This is a genomic window from Streptomyces sp. NPDC101234, assembly GCF_044767525.1.
In the GTDB taxonomy this organism is placed as follows: Bacteria; Actinomycetota; Actinomycetes; order Streptomycetales; family Streptomycetaceae; genus Streptomyces; species Streptomyces sasae.
The window spans coordinates 39,805-57,027 of sequence record NZ_JBIWOA010000016.1; the positions used below are offsets into that span (position 1 = coordinate 39,805).

At 71.7% G+C, this 17,223-nt stretch carries 12 protein-coding genes; 8 read left to right on the forward strand and 4 right to left on the reverse strand.

Annotated features, from left to right (window positions below):
• Positions 1 to 24: 24 nt before the first annotated feature.
• The 3 genes from ACIRR9_RS27855 to ACIRR9_RS27865 all read right to left on the reverse strand — a co-directional run bounded on the left by ACIRR9_RS27855 (position 25) and on the right by ACIRR9_RS27865 (position 5,486).
• A complete protein-coding gene (locus ACIRR9_RS27855; protein WP_403757054.1) occupies positions 25 to 2,370 on the reverse strand; it encodes a glycosyl hydrolase family 95 catalytic domain-containing protein in 2,346 nt (781 codons plus the stop codon).
• A 97-nt stretch (positions 2,371 to 2,467) separates the two neighbouring features.
• Entirely contained in the window at positions 2,468 to 4,264 is a 1,797-nt protein-coding gene (locus tag ACIRR9_RS27860; protein ID WP_403757057.1) for an alpha-galactosidase D, read from the reverse strand.
• A gap of 31 nt (positions 4,265 to 4,295) precedes the next feature.
• Entirely contained in the window at positions 4,296 to 5,486 is a 1,191-nt protein-coding gene (locus tag ACIRR9_RS27865; RefSeq protein WP_403757059.1) for an ROK family protein, read from the reverse strand.
• Positions 5,487 to 5,644: 158 nt separating this feature from the next.
• On the opposite strand from ACIRR9_RS27865, the gene ACIRR9_RS27870 reads away from it, so the two are divergent.
• Entirely contained in the window at positions 5,645 to 6,388 is a 744-nt protein-coding gene (locus tag ACIRR9_RS27870) for a hypothetical protein (RefSeq protein ID WP_403757062.1), read from the forward strand.
• Positions 6,389 to 6,442: 54 nt separating this feature from the next.
• On the opposite strand, the gene ACIRR9_RS27875 is transcribed toward ACIRR9_RS27870, so the two are convergent.
• Positions 6,443 to 8,218, reverse strand: coding sequence for a M4 family metallopeptidase (locus ACIRR9_RS27875; protein ID WP_403757065.1), 1,776 nt, complete (start codon positions 8,216 to 8,218; stop codon positions 6,443 to 6,445).
• 310 nt (positions 8,219 to 8,528) lie between these two features.
• Between ACIRR9_RS27875 and ACIRR9_RS27880 the strand changes: the two genes are divergently transcribed.
• The 7 genes from ACIRR9_RS27880 (at position 8,529) to ACIRR9_RS27910 (ending at position 17,127) form a co-directional block, all read left to right on the forward strand.
• Positions 8,529 to 9,758: a serine hydrolase domain-containing protein gene (locus tag ACIRR9_RS27880; RefSeq protein WP_403757068.1), complete on the forward strand. Its 1,230-nt coding sequence runs from the start codon at positions 8,529 to 8,531 to the stop codon at positions 9,756 to 9,758.
• Positions 9,759 to 9,925: 167 nt separating this feature from the next.
• Positions 9,926 to 11,293 (forward strand): CAP domain-containing protein, encoded by a 1,368-nt coding sequence (locus ACIRR9_RS27885; protein WP_403757070.1) that lies wholly within the window; start codon positions 9,926 to 9,928, stop codon positions 11,291 to 11,293.
• Positions 11,294 to 11,349: 56 nt separating this feature from the next.
• Positions 11,350 to 12,027, forward strand: coding sequence for an AIM24 family protein (locus ACIRR9_RS27890; protein WP_403757073.1), 678 nt, complete (start codon positions 11,350 to 11,352; stop codon positions 12,025 to 12,027).
• Positions 12,028 to 12,205: 178 nt separating this feature from the next.
• Positions 12,206 to 13,246 carry a tetratricopeptide repeat protein gene (locus ACIRR9_RS27895; RefSeq protein WP_365338901.1) on the forward strand — a complete coding sequence of 347 codons (1,041 nt, stop codon included), beginning with the start codon at positions 12,206 to 12,208 and terminating at the stop codon, positions 13,244 to 13,246.
• Positions 13,243 to 14,274 (forward strand): polyprenyl synthetase family protein, encoded by a 1,032-nt coding sequence (locus ACIRR9_RS27900; protein WP_403757076.1) that lies wholly within the window; start codon positions 13,243 to 13,245, stop codon positions 14,272 to 14,274. Before ACIRR9_RS27895 ends, ACIRR9_RS27900 begins: the two co-directional genes overlap by 4 nt.
• An 83-nt stretch (positions 14,275 to 14,357) precedes the next feature.
• Positions 14,358 to 15,317, forward strand: a complete 960-nt coding sequence (locus ACIRR9_RS27905; RefSeq protein ID WP_403757078.1) for a threonine/serine dehydratase — start codon at positions 14,358 to 14,360, stop codon at positions 15,315 to 15,317.
• A 199-nt stretch (positions 15,318 to 15,516) separates the two neighbouring features.
• Positions 15,517 to 17,127, forward strand: a complete 1,611-nt coding sequence (locus tag ACIRR9_RS27910; protein ID WP_403757081.1) for a serine/threonine protein kinase — start codon at positions 15,517 to 15,519, stop codon at positions 17,125 to 17,127.
• The last annotated feature ends 96 nt before the right edge of the window (positions 17,128 to 17,223 follow it).

Consider the following 17,223-nt stretch of genomic DNA (forward strand, 5'->3'; position numbering starts at 1 on the left):
TCAGTACCCGCGAGAACCGGCCGGTCACCGCGCGAAGTCCTTCAGCGTGACGGACTGGCCGGGCTTCAGCGTGACCGTCCGTGCCTTTCCGCCGTACGCGACCGTGGTCGTACGGCCGCCGACGCTGCGGATCCGGGCCTCGGTCGGCTTGCCGTCGCGCCAGCGCAGGTCGACGACGAAGCCGCCGCGCGCGCCGGCCCCGGTGACCGAGCCGGAGGCGGCCCAGGCGTCCGGGAGGGCGGGCAGGAGTTCCAGATGGCCGGGGCGGGAGTACAGCAGCATCTCCAGGATCGCGGCCGGGGTGCCGAAGTTGGCCTCGATCTGGAAGATGCCCCGGCCCTGCTCGACCTCGTAGATGTCGAAGAGGTTGGGCGAGGTGCCGTTGCTGCCGTTGCTGGACGGGCGCAGGTTGCGGACGACGAGTTGGTAGGCCTTGTCGGCGTCCTTCAGCCGGGCCCAGCACAGGGAGCGCCAGGCGTTGGCCCAGCCGAAGCTGTCCATGCCGCGGGCGGTGAGCAGGGCGGTGGCGCCCTTGACGATGTCGGCCGGGGTCGAGCCGTCGGGGCGGATCCGGTCGCCGGGGAAGAGGTTGAACAGCGGCGAGAGGTGGCGGTGGGTGGTCTCGCCGAGGTTGTCCGGGGACATCCACTCCTCCAGCCAGCCGGTCTTGGGGCTCACCACCGGCAGGTAGAGGCGTTCGCGCAGGCCGCCGATGGTGGCGGCATATCCAGCATCTCTCTTCAGCTCGGCCGCTGCAGTACGGAAGTTCCCGAACAGGATCCAGACCTGTTCCTGGGCGTAGGTGATGCCCTTGGCGTCCAGCGGCCCCTGCTCCGGTGACCAGTCGCTGTCCGCGATCAGCACCTCCTTGCCGTTGTCCAGGGTGGTGGTGAGCAGCCGCGCCTCCCAGAACTCGCAGGCGCCCTTGAGGAGCGGGTAGATCTTCTCCAGGTGCGCGCGGGACCGGGTGAACTCGTAGTGCTCCCACAGGCTCTGGCACAGCCAGGCGTTGCCGGCCGGGTGCCACCACCAGCCGCCTCCGCCGAAGGGGTTGGTGGAGATTCCGACGGTCCAGCCGGCCACCTTCCCGCGGGAGTTGCGGTAGCGGTTGCGGGGGTCCTGGAAGAGCCGCCGGGTGGTGTCGGTCCAGGACGGGAGCTGGTCGACGCAGTAGTCGGTGAAGGCGTCGAAGCACTGGGAGAGGCCCAGCCGGTCGGCCATCCAGTAGTTCATCTGGATGTTGATGTCGGTGTGGTAGTCGCCCATCCAGTCCGGGTCGTTGCCGTCCAGCCAGATGCCCTGGAGGCCCATCGGCAGACTGTCGCGGGAGCCGGCGATCATCAGGTAGCGGCCGAACTGGGCGTAGGCGGCTTCGAGTTCGGGGTCCGGGTCGCCGGTGTCGGCGCGGGCCTGGATGCGGGCCCAGGTGTCGAGCCCGCGCTGGTCCGCGGTCGAGGTGCCGAGCGAGAGGTCGAACTGGCCGAACAGCGCCCGGTGGTCGGCCGCGTGGGTGCGCAGCAGGGTGTCCGCCGAGTTCCGGGCGGCCGCCTTGACCTTGGTGCGGGCCAGCGCCAGCGGGTCGAGGGAGGGGTTGCGGTAGTGGGCGGCGGCGTCCGGTGCGTAGTCGGTGCCGCCGCTCAGTACGACGGTCAGCTCCCGGCAGTCGGTGAAGCTGATATGGGAGCCGCTCACCCGCACGCTGCCGCCGCTGCCGTACGCCTTGACGGCGGCGCCGTACTTCAGCCCGTTGGCGAAGGACCCGGCGAACGACTCGGCGGTGCCGCCGGTCTCCCCGTGGGTGCCCTCGAAGGTGATCGTGCCGGTGTAGCGCCCGCCGCCGTCCTGGCCGAAGTGCAGCACGATCACGTCGTCGGGGCGGCTGGCGAAGATCTGCCGCCGGTAGGTCACTCCGGAGCGGACGTACGACGCCGTCACCACGCCGTTGTCGAGGTCGAGGGTGCGCCGGTAGCCGGAGACGGCGCCCAGGTCGTGGTCGGGGATCTCGACGGTGAGCCGGGCGAGCAGGGTGAGGGAGCCGAAGTCGGCGCGGCCGTAGGGGAACTGGCCGTCGGAGTCGAGGGTGTCGTTGAGACCGCCGGTCCACAGGGTGGCGTCGGTGACCAGGAGGAGTTCACGGCCGGAGTCGTTGCTCGCGAGGGCGCCGAGCCGGCCGTTGCCGACGGGCAGTCCCTGCTCGATCATCGACCCGTCGTCGGCGGGCGCCTGCCACCAGAGCTGGTGACGAGGAGTGGTGAGCGCCTCACCGGAGCGCTGCGGGGCGGCGGAAGCACTGAAGGCGGGAAGCCCGGCAAGGGCCCCGGTGGCAGCAGCGAGGGCAAGGAAGTTGCGTCTGCTGGGGTGGTTGTCCATGGGGTTCCAATCCAACGTCCGTAAGGAGAGCGCCCCTCAGGGGCGCGGGGAACTGCGCGACCGGCCCCCACCGGCCCGCAGTCCCCGAACAACGCACCTACCGCGGCGACTTGGGAACGTCGATCCGATCGACATCCGGGGCATACCCGGAACCACTGTCAAAGCTGATCGTGTTCGCACCAGCCTTCAAGACCACCGGCACACTCACCGACGCGACGGTCCCCCAGTCCCCGGTCGACGGGAACTTGTGGCTTGTCCCGGCCCCGGAGTTCGCGGAGACGGTGGCGGACCGGGAGTCACCGCTGATGTAGGCGACCTTCACCAGGTACGTACCGGCCTTGGCGACCGTCACGTTGTTGATGGTCAGCTTGCCGCCCTGGTACAGGTTTCCGACCTTCTTCTGCCCGGAGCACGCGTCGCACCCGGCGACGGACGCGTTGCCGCTGAGCGTGTTGCCGCTCGCCTCGGCCTCGTACCCGGTGGACGCCAGCGCGGCGCCCTTCGGCGTCACGGTGAACAGCCGTGAGCCGTGCGCCGGCAGCGCCTCGGTGATCTTGTTCTGGAAGCTGCCGAGGTTCTCGTGGTTCCACAGGTCCCGGACCGAGGCCTTGCCGCTGAAGCCGAGGGCCGTCCAGTCGGCGGTGACCGCCGAGGGCGAGTCCGCGAGGTTGAACAGCGCGACCGTGTAGGTGCCGTCGGCGTTCTTCGCGGCCCAGACCTGCTGCGGGTCGGACGGGGTGATCGGGCGGGCCGGCGGGTTGGTGCTCTGGTCGATGCCGATGACCTCGCGGTTGGTCAGCAGGGAGACGCCGTAGTCGTCGAGCTTGGTGATGTCGTCGCCGGTGAACAGGGGCGACTTGGCGACGGCCCAGAGCGTGGCGTAGCTCTGTCGCTCGGCCTTGGTGAGGCCGTCCATCGCGCCGTTGCCGACGTCGAGGGAGTCGAGGTCGTTCCAGCCGCCGGGGCCCGCCTTGCCGGTCCACGCCGGGGTGTCGTCCCAGCGGTCGTTGACCGAGTTCTCCCAGGTGACAAGGGTGTTGCAGTAGCACTCGACGTCGGTGTCGATACGCCAGCCGTTGGTGTACTTCTGCCAGTCGGCAGCGTGCCCGTAGTCCAGCGACCAGGAGGCTTCCAGGTGGATCGGGCGGTTGGTGGCGGCGATCGCCTTGTGCCAGGCGGCGACGTCGGCGACGTTGTCGTACTGGTCACCGCTCTTGCCCGAGCCGGGGCCGACGCCGTCGAGCTTGAGGAAGTCGTAGCCCCAGTCGGCGAGCATCTGGGCCTGGGAGTCTATGTACTTCTGCGCGCACGGCTTGTCGAAGTCGATCTTGTAGGCGCTGTCCCAGCCGTTGGTGGTGCGCAGGTCGCCGTAGACGATGTCGGCGGTGGTGCAGCCGTCCGCGTTCCAGATCGGGGTCTTCCCGTCGCCGTAAGCGCCCTTCTCCAGACCGGCCGGGAGGTAGATGCCGGCCTTGAGGCCCTTGGCGTGGATGCGGTCGGCGACGGCCTTCATACCGCTGGGGAAGCGGGCCGGGTCGGCCTTCTGGCGGCCGTACTGGTCGTAGCCCTCCTTCCAGTTCCAGTCCATCCACCAGCCGGCGTCGATGTTGACGTGGTCGTAGCCGTACTTCTTCAGCTTGCTCGCCATGGCGTCGGTCTGCTTGAGGACGTTCGCCTCGGTGAGGTAGCTGTAGTCGCCCTTGTCGTTCAGACCCGGGTACTTCGACGACTGCATGCTCCAGCTCGACCAGCCCATGTAGGGCTTGGCGGCGATGGGAGCCGGCGTGTCGGCCTGGGCGGCGGGCACGGCGGCCGCGAAGGCGGCGGTGAGTGCCATGACGAGGACGGTTCTCAGCCCGCGCGCGGGCAGGACGGAGTGTGAAGGTGACCGCATGGGCCCTCCTGGGTTCAGGGTCTTGGGCGGCTCAGCCCTTGCCCGTTGGGGTGGGAGAAGAGGTGATGAAGGACTGGATCGCGGCGGCCGCGGCCCCGCGCGCCCACTCCTCGAAAGGGAGTGGGCGGGTCTGTACGTCGCACCGCGCGGCGGAGCCGAAGGCGGCCGCGGTGAACGAGTCGAGGATCTGCTCGGCGAACAGGTCGTAGGCGGCGAGTCCCTCGCCGGAGATGATCACGCGTTCGGGGCCGAAAAGGTTGGCGACGGTGGCGATGCCCCGGCCGATGGCCTCGCCCGCGCGGGCGTAGACCTCGCGCGCTCCGGGCACGCCTTCGTGGGCGAGGGCCACGGCCTGGGCGGAGTCGGTGACTTGACGGCCCGTCACCTCCCGCATGCGGGTGACGATCGCGGCGTCCCCGGCGATCGCCTCCACACAGCCGCGGTTGCCGCAGTGGCAGAGCGGCCCGGCCGGGTCGATGGCCACGTGCCCGATCTCCCCCGCGACCCCGTGCGCGCCCGACACCACCCGACCGTGGATCACCAGTCCGCAGCCGATGCCGGCGCCGACGGTGACCACCGCGAAGTCGGAGAGCCCGACCCCGGCGCCGAACCACTGCTCGGCGACGGTCAGGGCGCGTACGTCGTTGTCGACGACGACCGGCAACCCCGTGGTCATGGCGGCGAGTTCGGCGAGGGCGACGTCCCGCCAGTCGAGGAAGGGCGAGTAGCGGACGGCGCCCTCCGCACGGTCCACGTCACCGGAGACCGCGATACCGAGACCGAGGACGGGGGCACCGAAATCCTCGGCCTCGGAGCGCAGTTCGTGGGTCAGCTCGGCGATCGAGGTCAGGACGGCCCTGGTGGCACGGTCCGTGACCGGCAGCCGGCGGGCCAGCCGGATCCGGCAGCACAGGTCGGTGAGTACCGCTATCACCTCGTCGCCGGTCACCTTGACCCCGATGAACAGTGCGCGTCCGCCGTCGACCCGTACCAGGTTGGCGGGGCGCCCGAGGGCGGGCCGGGCCTCGCCGTCGGCGTCCTCCGCCAGGTACCCGGCCGCCAGCAGCGGCCGGACGGCCTTGGTCACGGCCGCCGGTGACAGGCCGGCCCGACGGGCCACCTCCAGCCGGGTGAGGGGGCCGTGGGACAGGACCGTGGTGAAGATCTGCGAGACGGCCGGCGTATGGGCCGGAAACGTTTCGGCACGGGTGGTGGAGCGCATGGTCGGGAACCTAGGTGGCTTATTTTCCGCTGTCAATAAAAGAAACAGGAATCACCTGAAGGTTGACTGTGAGGCTCCAGTGGCCTTCAAATGGCGGGTGTGCAGGGGAGGTTGCCACGAGATACGTCGTTGTCGGTGCCGGGTCGCACAATCGCCGTATGACGACGATCGACTGGCACCGGCTGACCCACGCCTATGGCCGGGCGGACGACATCCCCGGCCTCTTCGCCCGGCTCGGCGGCACCGAGGACGACTCGGTGTGGAGCGAGTTGTGGTCGGCGCTGTGCCATCAGGGCTCGGTGTACGACGCGAGTTGGGCCGCGCTGCCGACGCTGACGGAGATCGCGTGCGGACGGGCGCCGGGCGGGCCGGCCGATGCGCTGATGCTGGCGGGGGCGATCACGGCGTACGCCGAGGACCCGCGCCGCGAGGTGTACGAGCGGGAGATCGGCGAACTCCTGGCCGCCGGGCGCGGGTTGCTGGCAGATCCCGGGATCCCCGCGCCCTCGTTCGTGATCTTCCTCCAGTCCGTGCTGGCCTTCGAGGGGGCCGGGGTCTGGTCCGAGGCGCTGGAGGGGGTGAACAGCGAGGAGTACGAGGTGGAGTGCCCGCAGTGCACGGAGGGGCTGTTCGTCGCGTTCGGCCGGTACGGGGCGTTCGTGTCCGCCGGGGACTATGTGACCGGGCCCGGGGCGGACGCGGCCACGGCGGGCCGGGGCGAGCTGACACCCGCCCGGCCGGACCGGCTGACAGGCGTCGGTGCACGGCTGTACGGCGAGGCGGTGCGGGCGGGACAGCCGGCGGTCGCCGAGGCACTGACCCATGTCTTCGGGCAGGGCCGCTGCCCGTCCTGCGACACGGTGTTCGCGGTGGCCGAGCTGGTGGCGGAACAGTGGGTCTGATCCGGGTGCCCGGCCCCCCGACAGGGCACCCGGATCAGCGGTGCGGCGGGCCCGTCAGCGGCGGGCGGCCGGCGTGTTGGCGACGGTGACATCGACCGCGGCCCAGGCCTGGTCGACCGTCCGGTACTCGGTGCTGCTCGCGCCGTAGAGGTCCGTGGCCGCCTTCAGCGTCGCGATGCGCGCGTCGTGGAAGTCGGTCGAGGAGACCATGTACCGGGTCAGGGCGCGGTAGAAGATCGCCGTGGCCTTGACGCGGCCGATGCCCGTGACCGTGGACCCGTCGTAGGTCGGCGAGTCGTAGGTGGTGGCGCCGATGGTCTTGCGGCCGCTGCCCTCGGCGAGCAGATAGAAGGCGTGCGAGGAGACGCCCGAGCCGGCGTGCACCTCCGCGTCCTCGACCGCGGGCGACCAGTAGTCGACCGTGCCTTCGAGGACGTCGAGCGAGGGGTGGTCGAGCCGGCGCAGGAACTTCTGCGCGAGGCCCAGCTTCTCGCCGAGGAGGTAGTTCGGCGGGTTCTTCGGGTTGTTGGCGAAGAACTCGACGTCGGAGCCGAAGATGTCGGCCAGCGACTCGTTGAGCGCGCCCGGCTCGCCGAACTGGTTGCCGTCGTTGTCGACCCGGGTCGGTTCGAGCTTGGCGGTCGCGTCCACCACGCCGTGGGTCAGCTCGTGGCCGGTGACGTCCAGGACGACCAGCGGCTTCTTGATCTCCTGCCCGTCGCCGTCGCCGTACAGCATGCAGCCGCAGGTCGAGTCCCAGAAGGCGTTGCCGACCTTGTTGCCCCAGTGGACCATGGCGCGGGCGGGCTTGGAGTTGTTCGCGATGCCCTTGCGGCCGAAGGTCTTCTTGTAGAAGTCCAGGGTCTCGGTGATGCCGTACTGGGCGTCGGCGGCGGCGCTGCCCCGATTGGTGGTGGCACCGTTGCCCCAGCTGTCGGTGGTGCTGGTGAACTTGGTGCCCTGGGCGAAGCTCTCGGTCTCCTTGCCCTTGGCGTCCCGGGTCTCGGTGCCGTAGCGGGTGGGGTCCTTGAGCAGGAAGCTCGTACGGGCGGTCTGCGTGGTGGTGAGCGCGACCTTGCCGACGAAGAGCGACTTGCCGGAGCCGTGCGCGGTCACCGGGTAGTGCGGGGCGGCGGCGACGGACGAGCCGGCGAAGGCTTCGGCCTGTGCACCGATGCCGGTGGCCGGGTCGACGGTCTCGCCGCGTCGGCGGAGGGTCTTCAGCACCTTGGGCGAGAGGAACTGGTCGCTGTCCGGCGTGTTGCTGCGCACCTTGCCGGTGAGCGCGTCCACGACGACCGTGCTGGAGCCGCTGTCGCCGTCGACCGGCACCTGGTAGGCGAGGGCGGCGGCGCCGTCGCGGGCGTCCACCACGAGCTGTGCGGTGCCGGCCTCGCCGCCGGCGGCCGAGGCGGCCTTCTCCTCGGCCTGCCCGGCCGTCAGCTTCGCCTCGGTGACGGCGGGCTTCACGGTGTGGTCGGCCGCGCGGGTGACACCGGTGTAGGCCAACCGACGGGAAAGATGGACGACGAGGTCACCGCCGAGCACCGGCATGCCCCGGTGGGTGCGGACGAAGCGGACATGGCGCGCCCCTTCGGGGTCGATCATCACGTCCTGTGCCTGGAGCTCGTCGCCCGCGCCGACACCGGTGGCCGTGGCGTGGGCGAAGGCCGCGGCCCGCGCCGCCTGCACCACCTGCGCGGCTGTTGTGGCGGCGGCCGTCTGCTGTGCCCCCGTGGTGGGACCGGCCAGGGCCGTATCGGCCAGACCCGTGGCGACCGCCACCACTGCGACGGCGACCGCCACGCTGCGTATGTGCGCGCTACGCACTGATCAGGGTTCCTTTGTTCGGACGGCGGTCGAGGTCACCGACCGCCGTGCGGCATGGCGCTGTCGGGCGCCAAGGGGGCTGGTCGGGCCCCGGGCCGCAACCCTTCCGGACGAGTCATGTTCATGTAAAGCGCGGTTCGTCGCTTTTCTTGCTTTTCGTGGCAATACTTTGCGAAACCGCACCGCATGGTGATCGCGGGATGACCAACTGTGCGTCGACTGTGGAGATGTGACGGGATGCGAGAAGGTTCCCTGAACCGAATGTGACCCATCTCGCATCAGCAACAGCGCAGAGAGGAGCAGGGTCCGGATGGTGGTCTCGGCAATGGCGGGCAGAAGCGCGGTACTCGGGGCGGTGGCGCTGTCGCTGCTCGCGGTCCCGGCCCAGGCGGTGCCCGGGAGGGCGGGAGCGGAGCCGCAGCCGGCGGCTGCCCTGCCGGCTCCCGACACCGCGGGGCTGGCCGCGGTGCTGGACTCGGTGGTGGCGCAGGGCGCACCCGGCGCGATGGCCCGGATCGACGACGGCACGAAGGTCTACGGGAGCACGCGCGGCCTCGCCGACCGGAGCACCGGACGCGCCCTCACGACCGCCGACCGGTTCCGCGTCGGCAGTGTCACCAAGACCTTCTCGGCCGTCGTCCTGCTGCAGCTGGCGGACGAGCACAAGCTCGCCCTGGACACCTCGGTCGACCACTATCTCCCGGGGCTGCTGCCGGACGACCGCATCACTGTGCGGCAGGTGCTGAGCCACCGCAGCGGTCTGTACGACTACACCAACGACATGTTCGCGAACAGCGTGTCGGGCTTCGAGGCGGTGCGGAACAAGGTCTTCACCTACCGCCGGCTGGTGAACCTCTCCCTGGCGAAGCCGCGCACCAACGCGCCGGGCGCCGCCTACTCGTACTCCAACACCAACTTCGTGGTCGCCGGCATGCTCATCGAGAAGCTGACCGGGCACACCGTGAAGACCGAGTACGAGAACCGCATCTTCCAGCCGCTGCGGCTGAGCGACACCTTCTACGTCCACCCCGACACGAAGATCCCCGGGCAGCACGCCAACGGCTACCTCACCTCCGACAAGGCGGGCGCCGAGCCGGTCGACGCGACAGACCAGACGGTGTCCTGGGCGCAGAGCGCGGGCGCGATCATCTCCTCCGCCCGCGACCTCGACACCTTCTACTCGGCGCTGGTCCGCGGAAAGCTGACCTCCGCCGCGGCTCTGGCCGACATGGAGCGCTTCAGCCGCGTCAACTCCACCACCTCCTACGGCCTGGGCCTGCGCCGCCGCGACCTGTCCTGCGGAATCTCGGTGTACGGCCACACCGGCGCCGTCCAGGGCTACTACACGTACGCCTTCACCACCAAGGACGGCAGGCGCAGCCTCACCGCGCTCGCCGACACCTCCAACAACTCGGCGGTGCTCAACACGCTGGCGGGCACGCTGGAGTCGGCGTTCTGCGGCAAGCGGGCGGTGACACGGAGCCCGGCCACGCCGGTCGAGCGGGAGGACGTGGCGCCGGCCGCGCCGCGGGAGCAGTAGCGCTGGGGGGAGCGCCGCGCGGTGACGCCACGAAGTGGCACCTCGAAGTGACGCCTCGAAGTGACGGCTCGCCTCGCCGGGGGAACCTCGGGCCCGGGCCGGACGTTCTACCGGCGACTCCCCCACCGGGCGCGATGTTCGGCCCCTGACCTCGCGGAGGCGGCGCGATGAGCGAGCTGGTCGCCGGGGGCAATCTGCCCCTTCCGGGCGGCGCGCTGACGCTGCGGGTGCCCGGTCCCTTCGACCTGTCGGCACTGATCACCGACGCGAGCGGCAAGGTCGGCGGCGACGCCGACTTCGTGTTCTACAACCAGCCGGACGCGCCCGGCGTCCGGCTGCGCGGCGACACCCTGACCGTGGAACCGGCCCTGCTGCGGACCGGCGCCGAGCGCGTCACCCTCACGGTCACCGCCGCCGAGCCCGGCACCCCGCTCGGCCGGCTCCCCGCCGCCGCACTGCACGTCGCCGACCGCCTCGGCCGTACGGTGGCCCGCTTCGCGCCGTCGCGCCCGCAGACCGAGACGCTTTTGCTGCTCGCCGAGCTGTACCACCGGGGCACCGGCTGGAAGCTGCGCGCGATCGGGCAGGGGTACGCGGACGGACTGGCCGGGCTGGTCCGGGACTTCGGGGTCGATGTCGTCGAGGACCAGCAGCCGCCGTCCGGTTTCCGCGCGGCCATCCCCGCGCAGCGCACGGCGGCCGGGCCGCCCCGGCCCTCGGCGACCGCGCCGCCCCGTCCCCCGGCCGCAGCCCTCCCCGATCCGGACGGCCTGCTGGGTCTGGTCAACTCCGCCCGCGCCGAGGCCGGCCGTCCACCGGTGGCCCCCGACGCCCGGCTCACCTCCGCCGCCCTCGCCCACGCCGGCGCGATGGCCGACGCCGGCCGGCTGGCCACCGAGAGCCTCGACGGCGTCTCCGTCCACCAGCGGATCGGCGCCACCGGTTTCGCGTATGTCACGGTCGGCGAACACCTCGTCTCCGGCCCCCGGACCCCGGCCGAGTTCGTCGACTACTGCCTGCGCACCGAGGACGCCCGGCGCACCCTGCTCGACCCGGCCTTCACCCACGCCGGCCTGGCCCATGTCCGCGGGCCGGGGGACGGGGACACCTACTGGACCGCGCTGTGGGCCAGACCTCTCACCCCGGCCGAACTGGCCCGCACACGTTCCGAGGTCGTCGACCTCACCAACGGGGAGCGCACCCGGGCCGGGCTGCGGCCGCTCACGGTGGATCCGCAGCTGGCGACGGCCGCGCAGGCGTACAGCACGGACATGGCGACCCGCGACTTCTACTCGCACACCTCCCCCGAGGGCACCCAGCCCTGGGACCGGGCCGCCGCCGCGGGCTCCCGGCGGCGCACCATCGGCGAGAACATCGCCTGCGGCCAGCGCTCGGCCGCCGAGGTGATGGACGGCTGGATGAACAGCCCCGGCCACCGGGCCAACATCCTCAAACCGGAGTTCACCCACATAGGAATCGGCTTCGCGGGCGGCGGCCGGGCGGGTACCTACTGGACCCAGCTGTTCGGTGCCTGAACCGGTACCGTCCGTGATCTTGGCGGAACGGGTCGGTCCGGGACACCATGCCCGGCATGAAGGGTGATCTCTTTTCCAGCCAGCACATAGTGCTGCCGTCCACCGAGCAGGGCATGACGGTCGAGAACGCGAAGTGCCTCAAGTACGCGGTGAACGGCGAGATGTACGCCCGTCAGGGCGCGATGATCGCGCACCGCGGCAGTCTGAAGTTCGAGCGCAAGGGCCAGGGCGTGGGCGGCATGCTCAAGCGCGCGGTCACCGGCGAGGGGCTGCCCCTGATGTCCGTACAGGGCCAGGGCGAGGCCTGGTTCGCGCACGAGGCGCAGAACTGTTTCATCGTCGAGGTCGAGCCCGGCGACCAGTTCACGGTCAACGGCCGCAACGTCCTGTGTTTCGACGCCTCGCTGTCGTACGAGATCAAGACCGTGAAGGGCTCCGGCATCGCCGGCGGCGGTCTGTTCAACAGCGTGTTCACCGGGTACGGCAAGCTCGGGCTGATCTGTGACGGCAACCCGCTGGTGATACCGGTCTCGCCGCAGACCCCGTTGTACGTGGACACGGACGCGGTGGTGGGCTGGACCGCGCAGCTGCAGACCTCGCTGCACCGCTCGCAGTCCATCGGCTCGATGCTGCGCGGCGGTTCGGGCGAAGCGGTCCAACTGATGCTCCAGGGCGAGGGGTTCGTGGTGGTGCGGCCGAGCGAGCTGACCCCGCAGAAGGCACAGCAGCACTGACGCCCCGTCCAGTGATCCACACCACGCAGGCAACCCCGGCGACCGCACCCACGTCTTGATTCACAACAGCGAAGCCCTGGCCCTCGCGGCCAGGGCATATTTCGGGCGCACTATACGCACCGTGTATACATGCCATGTATAGACGAGGTGTATACGCGCCGCGCGTAGAGAGGCACGTATGTACGGCAAGGCATTCGCCCCGGAGTACCAGGGCGCGTTGACCTCCCTGTCCGTGAACTCGTCGCTCGTCGACGTGCTGGCCGAGGGCACCGAGCGGCTCCGGGAGGCCGAGCGGTCCGGCAGCCGGGACGAACAGGCGCGCTGCGGGCTGGCCGTCGCCGAGGCACACCGGCGGCTGGGTCAGGTGGAGGACGCCGACCGGGCCTGGAAGGCGAGCTACCGCACCGCCCGGGCGGCCGGGAACACCGGGGCGATGGCGTGGGCGCTGTGGAGCGGCGGCACCCTGGCCCGGCAGCGCGGAGCGTTCCCGCTCGCCAGGCGGCTGCTGGCGCTGGCGGCCGAACTCGGCGACCGGGGCGGTGACATCGTCGTCCGCGGCTACTCGCTGGCCGGGCTCGCCGAGACCGGCCGGATCCAGGGCGACTACGAGGCCGTGGGGCGGCTGCACGAGCAGTTGCTCGCCGAGGCGCGGCGGCGCGGCGAGGCCCGGCACACGGTGTGGGCGCTGGAGGGCATCGCACAGATGCACCGCAACACCGGGTCGTACGACACGGCGTACGCGCTGTTCGAGGAGGCGGCGGGGATAGCGGCACGGGCGGAGGACCGGCGCGGGCACGCCTGGGCGCTGCGCGGGCTCGCCGACATCGTGTCGGTGCGCGACGGCGACACCGGACGGGCCCTCTCTCTGCTCTCCGAAGCCGAGGCGTCCTGCCGGGAGATGAACCTGTCCAGCGCGCTCGCCTACAACCACAAGATGCGCGGCAACGTCCTCTACCGGGCCGGGCGGTACGCCGAGGCGCGCGCGATGTATGACACGGCACTCTCGGAGTTCCGGGCCATGAGCGAGCCGCGGGGCGAGGCCCTGTCCCGGCTCGGGCTGGCCAAGTCGCTGGCCCGCCTGGGCCGGGACCGCGCCGAGACGGCGGCCGAACTGGCCGACCTCGCGGGCGTGCTGGAGCGTTCCGGACTGCGCCACGCCCGGGAGATGGTGACCCGGGCCCAGGCGGAGTTCGGCGTCGGGGCGGAGGCCGTCCGATGACCGCGCTCGCGCCCGCCACCGCTCCCCCGCACGTCCTCGCCCGCTGCCGGAAGCTGGTGCGGCCCGCCCTGGAGACCGCGGTGGGGCGGCTGCACCCCTGGGTCGGTGAGATGGCCGCGTACTCCTTCGGCTGGTGCGAGGTCGGCGGCTCCCCCGCCGACGTCCCGGGCGGCAAGGGGGTACGGCAGGCGCTCGCGGTGCTCGGCGCCGAGGCGGCCGGCGCGCCCGCGGAACGCGGGGTTCCGGCGGCGGTCGCGGTGGAGCTGGTGCACGCCTTCTCGCTGCTGCACGACGACATCATGGACGGCGACGCCACCCGGCGCCGCCGCCCCGCGGTGTGGCGGGCGTACGGCACCGGACCGGCGGTCCTGGCCGGCGACGCCCTGTTCGCGCTCGCCGTCCAGACCCTGGCCGACGCCCCGGGCGGGCCGGGTGCCGTACGGCTGCTGTCGGCCGCGCTGGCGGATCTGGTGCGCGGGCAGGCGGACGACCTGCTGTTCGCGGAGCGGCCCTGGACCGGTGTGTCGGCTCGGGAGTACCGGGTGATGGCCGAGCACAAGACGGGCGCGCTGCTGGGGTGTGCCGTCGCGCTGGGGGCCGCGCTCGGCGGGGCGTCCGAGACCACGGTGGACGCGCTGGACCGGGCCGGGCGGCAGCTCGGTGTGGCGTTCCAGCTGGTCGACGACGTGCTGGGGATCTGGGGCGACCCTGCCGTCACCGGCAAGCCCGTGCACGGCGATCTGCGGGAGCGGAAGAAGACGTATCCCGTGCTGGCCGCGCTCGGCTCCCCCGCAGGCCCGCGGCTCGCCGAGCTCCTCGACACGCCCGGGCGCACGGCGGAGGCGGCCGCGTTGATCGAGGAGGCGGGCGGGCGCACGGCCGCGCTCGCCGAGGCGCGCCGGCACACGGCGCGGGCCGAGGCACTGCTCGCCGGACTGCCGCCGGCGTCGGCATCGGCATCGGCATCGGCATCGGCATCGGCGGAGTTGCGTGACCTGCTCGGTTTCCTGGTGCGCCGGGATCTCTGAAACCGGGTTGACCTGGGCCGTCGTATCGGGTGAGGGTGCGAACGGCGCGGCTTCCCGCCCCCGCGCCGGAAGGGTGAACCGCCTTGATCGGCATCTCGGACATCGAAGCCGCGGCCCGGCTCATCGCCGGACATGTCGTACGCACGCCCACCGTGCCCAGCCCCGGTCTGTCGGAGCTGCTCGGCGCCCCGGTCACGGCGAAGCTCGAACTCCTCCAGCGCACCGGCTCGTTCAAGGCGCGTGGTGCCACGGCGAAACTGCTGTCGCTGAGCGAGGCCGAGCGGGCGGCCGGCGTGGTGGCCGTCAGCGGCGGCAATCACGGCATCGCCCTCGCCGTGATGGCCGCGGACCTCCATGTGAAGGCGACGGTGGTCATGCCCCGTACGGCGCCCGCCCGGTCGATCGGGCTGGTCGAGGCGGCCGGGGCGTCGGTGCGGCTGACCGACGGGATGGGTTCGGCGTTCGAGCTGGTGACGCGGCTGCGGGACGAAGGGCTCACCCTGGTACACCCGTTCGACGACCCGGTCGTGATCGCCGGGCAGGGCACGGTGGGCCTGGAGTTCGCCGAGGACGCGGACGACCTCACCGATGTGATCGTCAGTATCGGCGGCGGGGGCCTGATCGCGGGCGTCGCGGCGGCCCTGCACGCCCGGCGCCCGGACGTGCGGGTGTGGGGTGTGGAGACGGAGGGCGCGCAGGCCATGTCCGAGGCGCTCGGGGCGGGCGGGCCGCTGCCGGTCGCGGTGTCGTCCATCGTGACGACGCTCAGCGCGCCGTCCGTGTCGCAGCTGACCTACGACCATGTGTCGGCGCTGGTGGAGGAGGTCCTCGTCGTCCCCGACCGGGAGGCCGTGCGGGGCAGTCTGGAGTTCGCCGAGCACGCCAAGGTGTGGACCGAGCCGGCCGCCGGATGTCTGCTGCCCGCCACCCGTCGGGTGCTGGAGCGGGTCGGTGACGGAGCGCGGATCGGGCTCGTGGTGTGCGGGGGCAATGTGACACACCGGGAAATCGCCGAGTGGACGGAGCGCTTCGGGCTGGGCTGAGCAGCGGACCGCGGCCGGGCTTTTACCGTCGGTTACCCACAGGTCGGAGCCCGGTCATTCGCCGTTTTCCTCAAGTCCACGGCGACTGACGCCGGTTGAATAAAAGGCAAGAAGGGGCCCGGAGTTGCAGATTCTTTGAACAAACCCGGGTTCGCCCCGCGTACCTCTGGTCAAGACGAGGCAGGGGTTTCAGCGAGGGATGACGATGGTCAAGGCGCATGTCTCCGCACAAGAGTTGGTCGCCGGAAGGTATCGGCTCCTCGAAGTCGCCGACCGCGAGCCGAACCGCATCAGCTGGTACGCGGAGGACATACAGGCCGAGCGACCGCGCCTGGTGACCCAGATCGTGCTGCCCGGCGCCCTCACCGACGACATCGTGCGCCGGACCACCGCGCGCATCCTGCGCTCCTCCGAGGTCATGAGCGCGCTGCGCCCCGGCCGGGTCGCGATGGTGATCGACGCCTTCGAGGAGGCGGGCGCGCTGTGGACGGTCACGGAGCTGATCGACGGCACCCCGCTCAGTGAACTCCTCGCCCACCAGAGCACGTTCAACTACATCCGGGCCGCCCGGATCGGCCTTGAGGTGCTCGACGTGCTGGAGGCCGCGCACGGCGACGGTTACACGCACGGCGAGCTCAGCCCCGGCCAGATCTTCGTCCGGGACAAGGGCCCGGTCGTGATCACCGGGTTCGGTCTCGCGGGCGCCACCCTGGCCCCCCGGGTCACCGCGCCGTCGTACGCGTCCCCGGAGCAGGCCCGGGACGAGCGCATCGGGCCGTCGGCCGATCTGTGGGCGCTCGGCGCGATTCTCTACACGATGGTCGAGGGCCGGCCGCCGTTCCGGGACCGGGGCAAGGCCGACGCCACGCTGAAGGGCGTGGACCGGCTGCCGTTGCGCACCCCGCTGCGCGCCGGGCCGCTGACCCAGGTGGTGCAGGGGCTGCTGCGGAAGAACTCCCGGGAACGGCTGAGCCGGCCGTTGGTGCGCGATGCGCTGACACGTGTCCTGGAGGACGACCCGGACGCCACGGTGCAGCCGGCCCCCGTGTCCCGGCTGCGCGGTGCCTATGTGGCGGCCCGGTCGTCGGGGTGGAGCCGGACGACCATGATCGGCGGGACGGCGCTGGCCGTGGTGACCGTGTCGGTCGCGGTGCTGGCCGCGACCCAGGGGCTGCCGGGCGGCGACACGGCGGGGTCGGCGCCGGCCGCCTCGGCACCGGCCACGGACCCGGGCAACAGCACGGACGGCAAGGGCGGTACGTCGGGCGCGGCCCCGTCCCCGTCCGGGACGTCGGCATCGCCGGGTCCCAGCTCGTCGCCCTCCGCGTCGGCCACGGCCACGGCCGGCGCCCTCCCCGCCGGTTTCCACCGGTACACCGCCCCGGAGGGGTTCTCCGTGGCGCTCCCGACGGGCTGGAAGCGGCTGGACACCTCGCGGGCGGGCGACGCCTACCGGATCACGTTCGGTCCGGGCGGCGACGACCTGCGGACCCTGGCGATCACCTACAGCACCCAGGCGGGGCCCGATCCGGTCGCCGTCTGGCGGGACGACGTGGAGCCGCAGCTGGAGAAGCTGCCCGGCTACCAGCGGGTCGGGCAGATCAAGGCCACCACCTACCAGGGCTACAAGGGGGCCGACATGGAGTGGCTGTCCGGAACCGGCGCCGACCGGGTGCACACCTTCGGCCGCGGCTTCCTGCTCGGCGGCGGCCGCAGTTTCTCGCTGCGCATCACGACACCCGCCGCCGCCTGGGACGACGCCGCCGACCAGCTGGCGATGAAGACGTTCCTGGCCACGTTCCGGGTGTAGTGGGGCCGAGCCGTTTTCCGCGCGGGTCCCGGCCGGAGTGCCTGGGCCGGTCCCGGCAGACGGTGTCGCCGGCGCTGCGCGACGCACTCGGCCGAT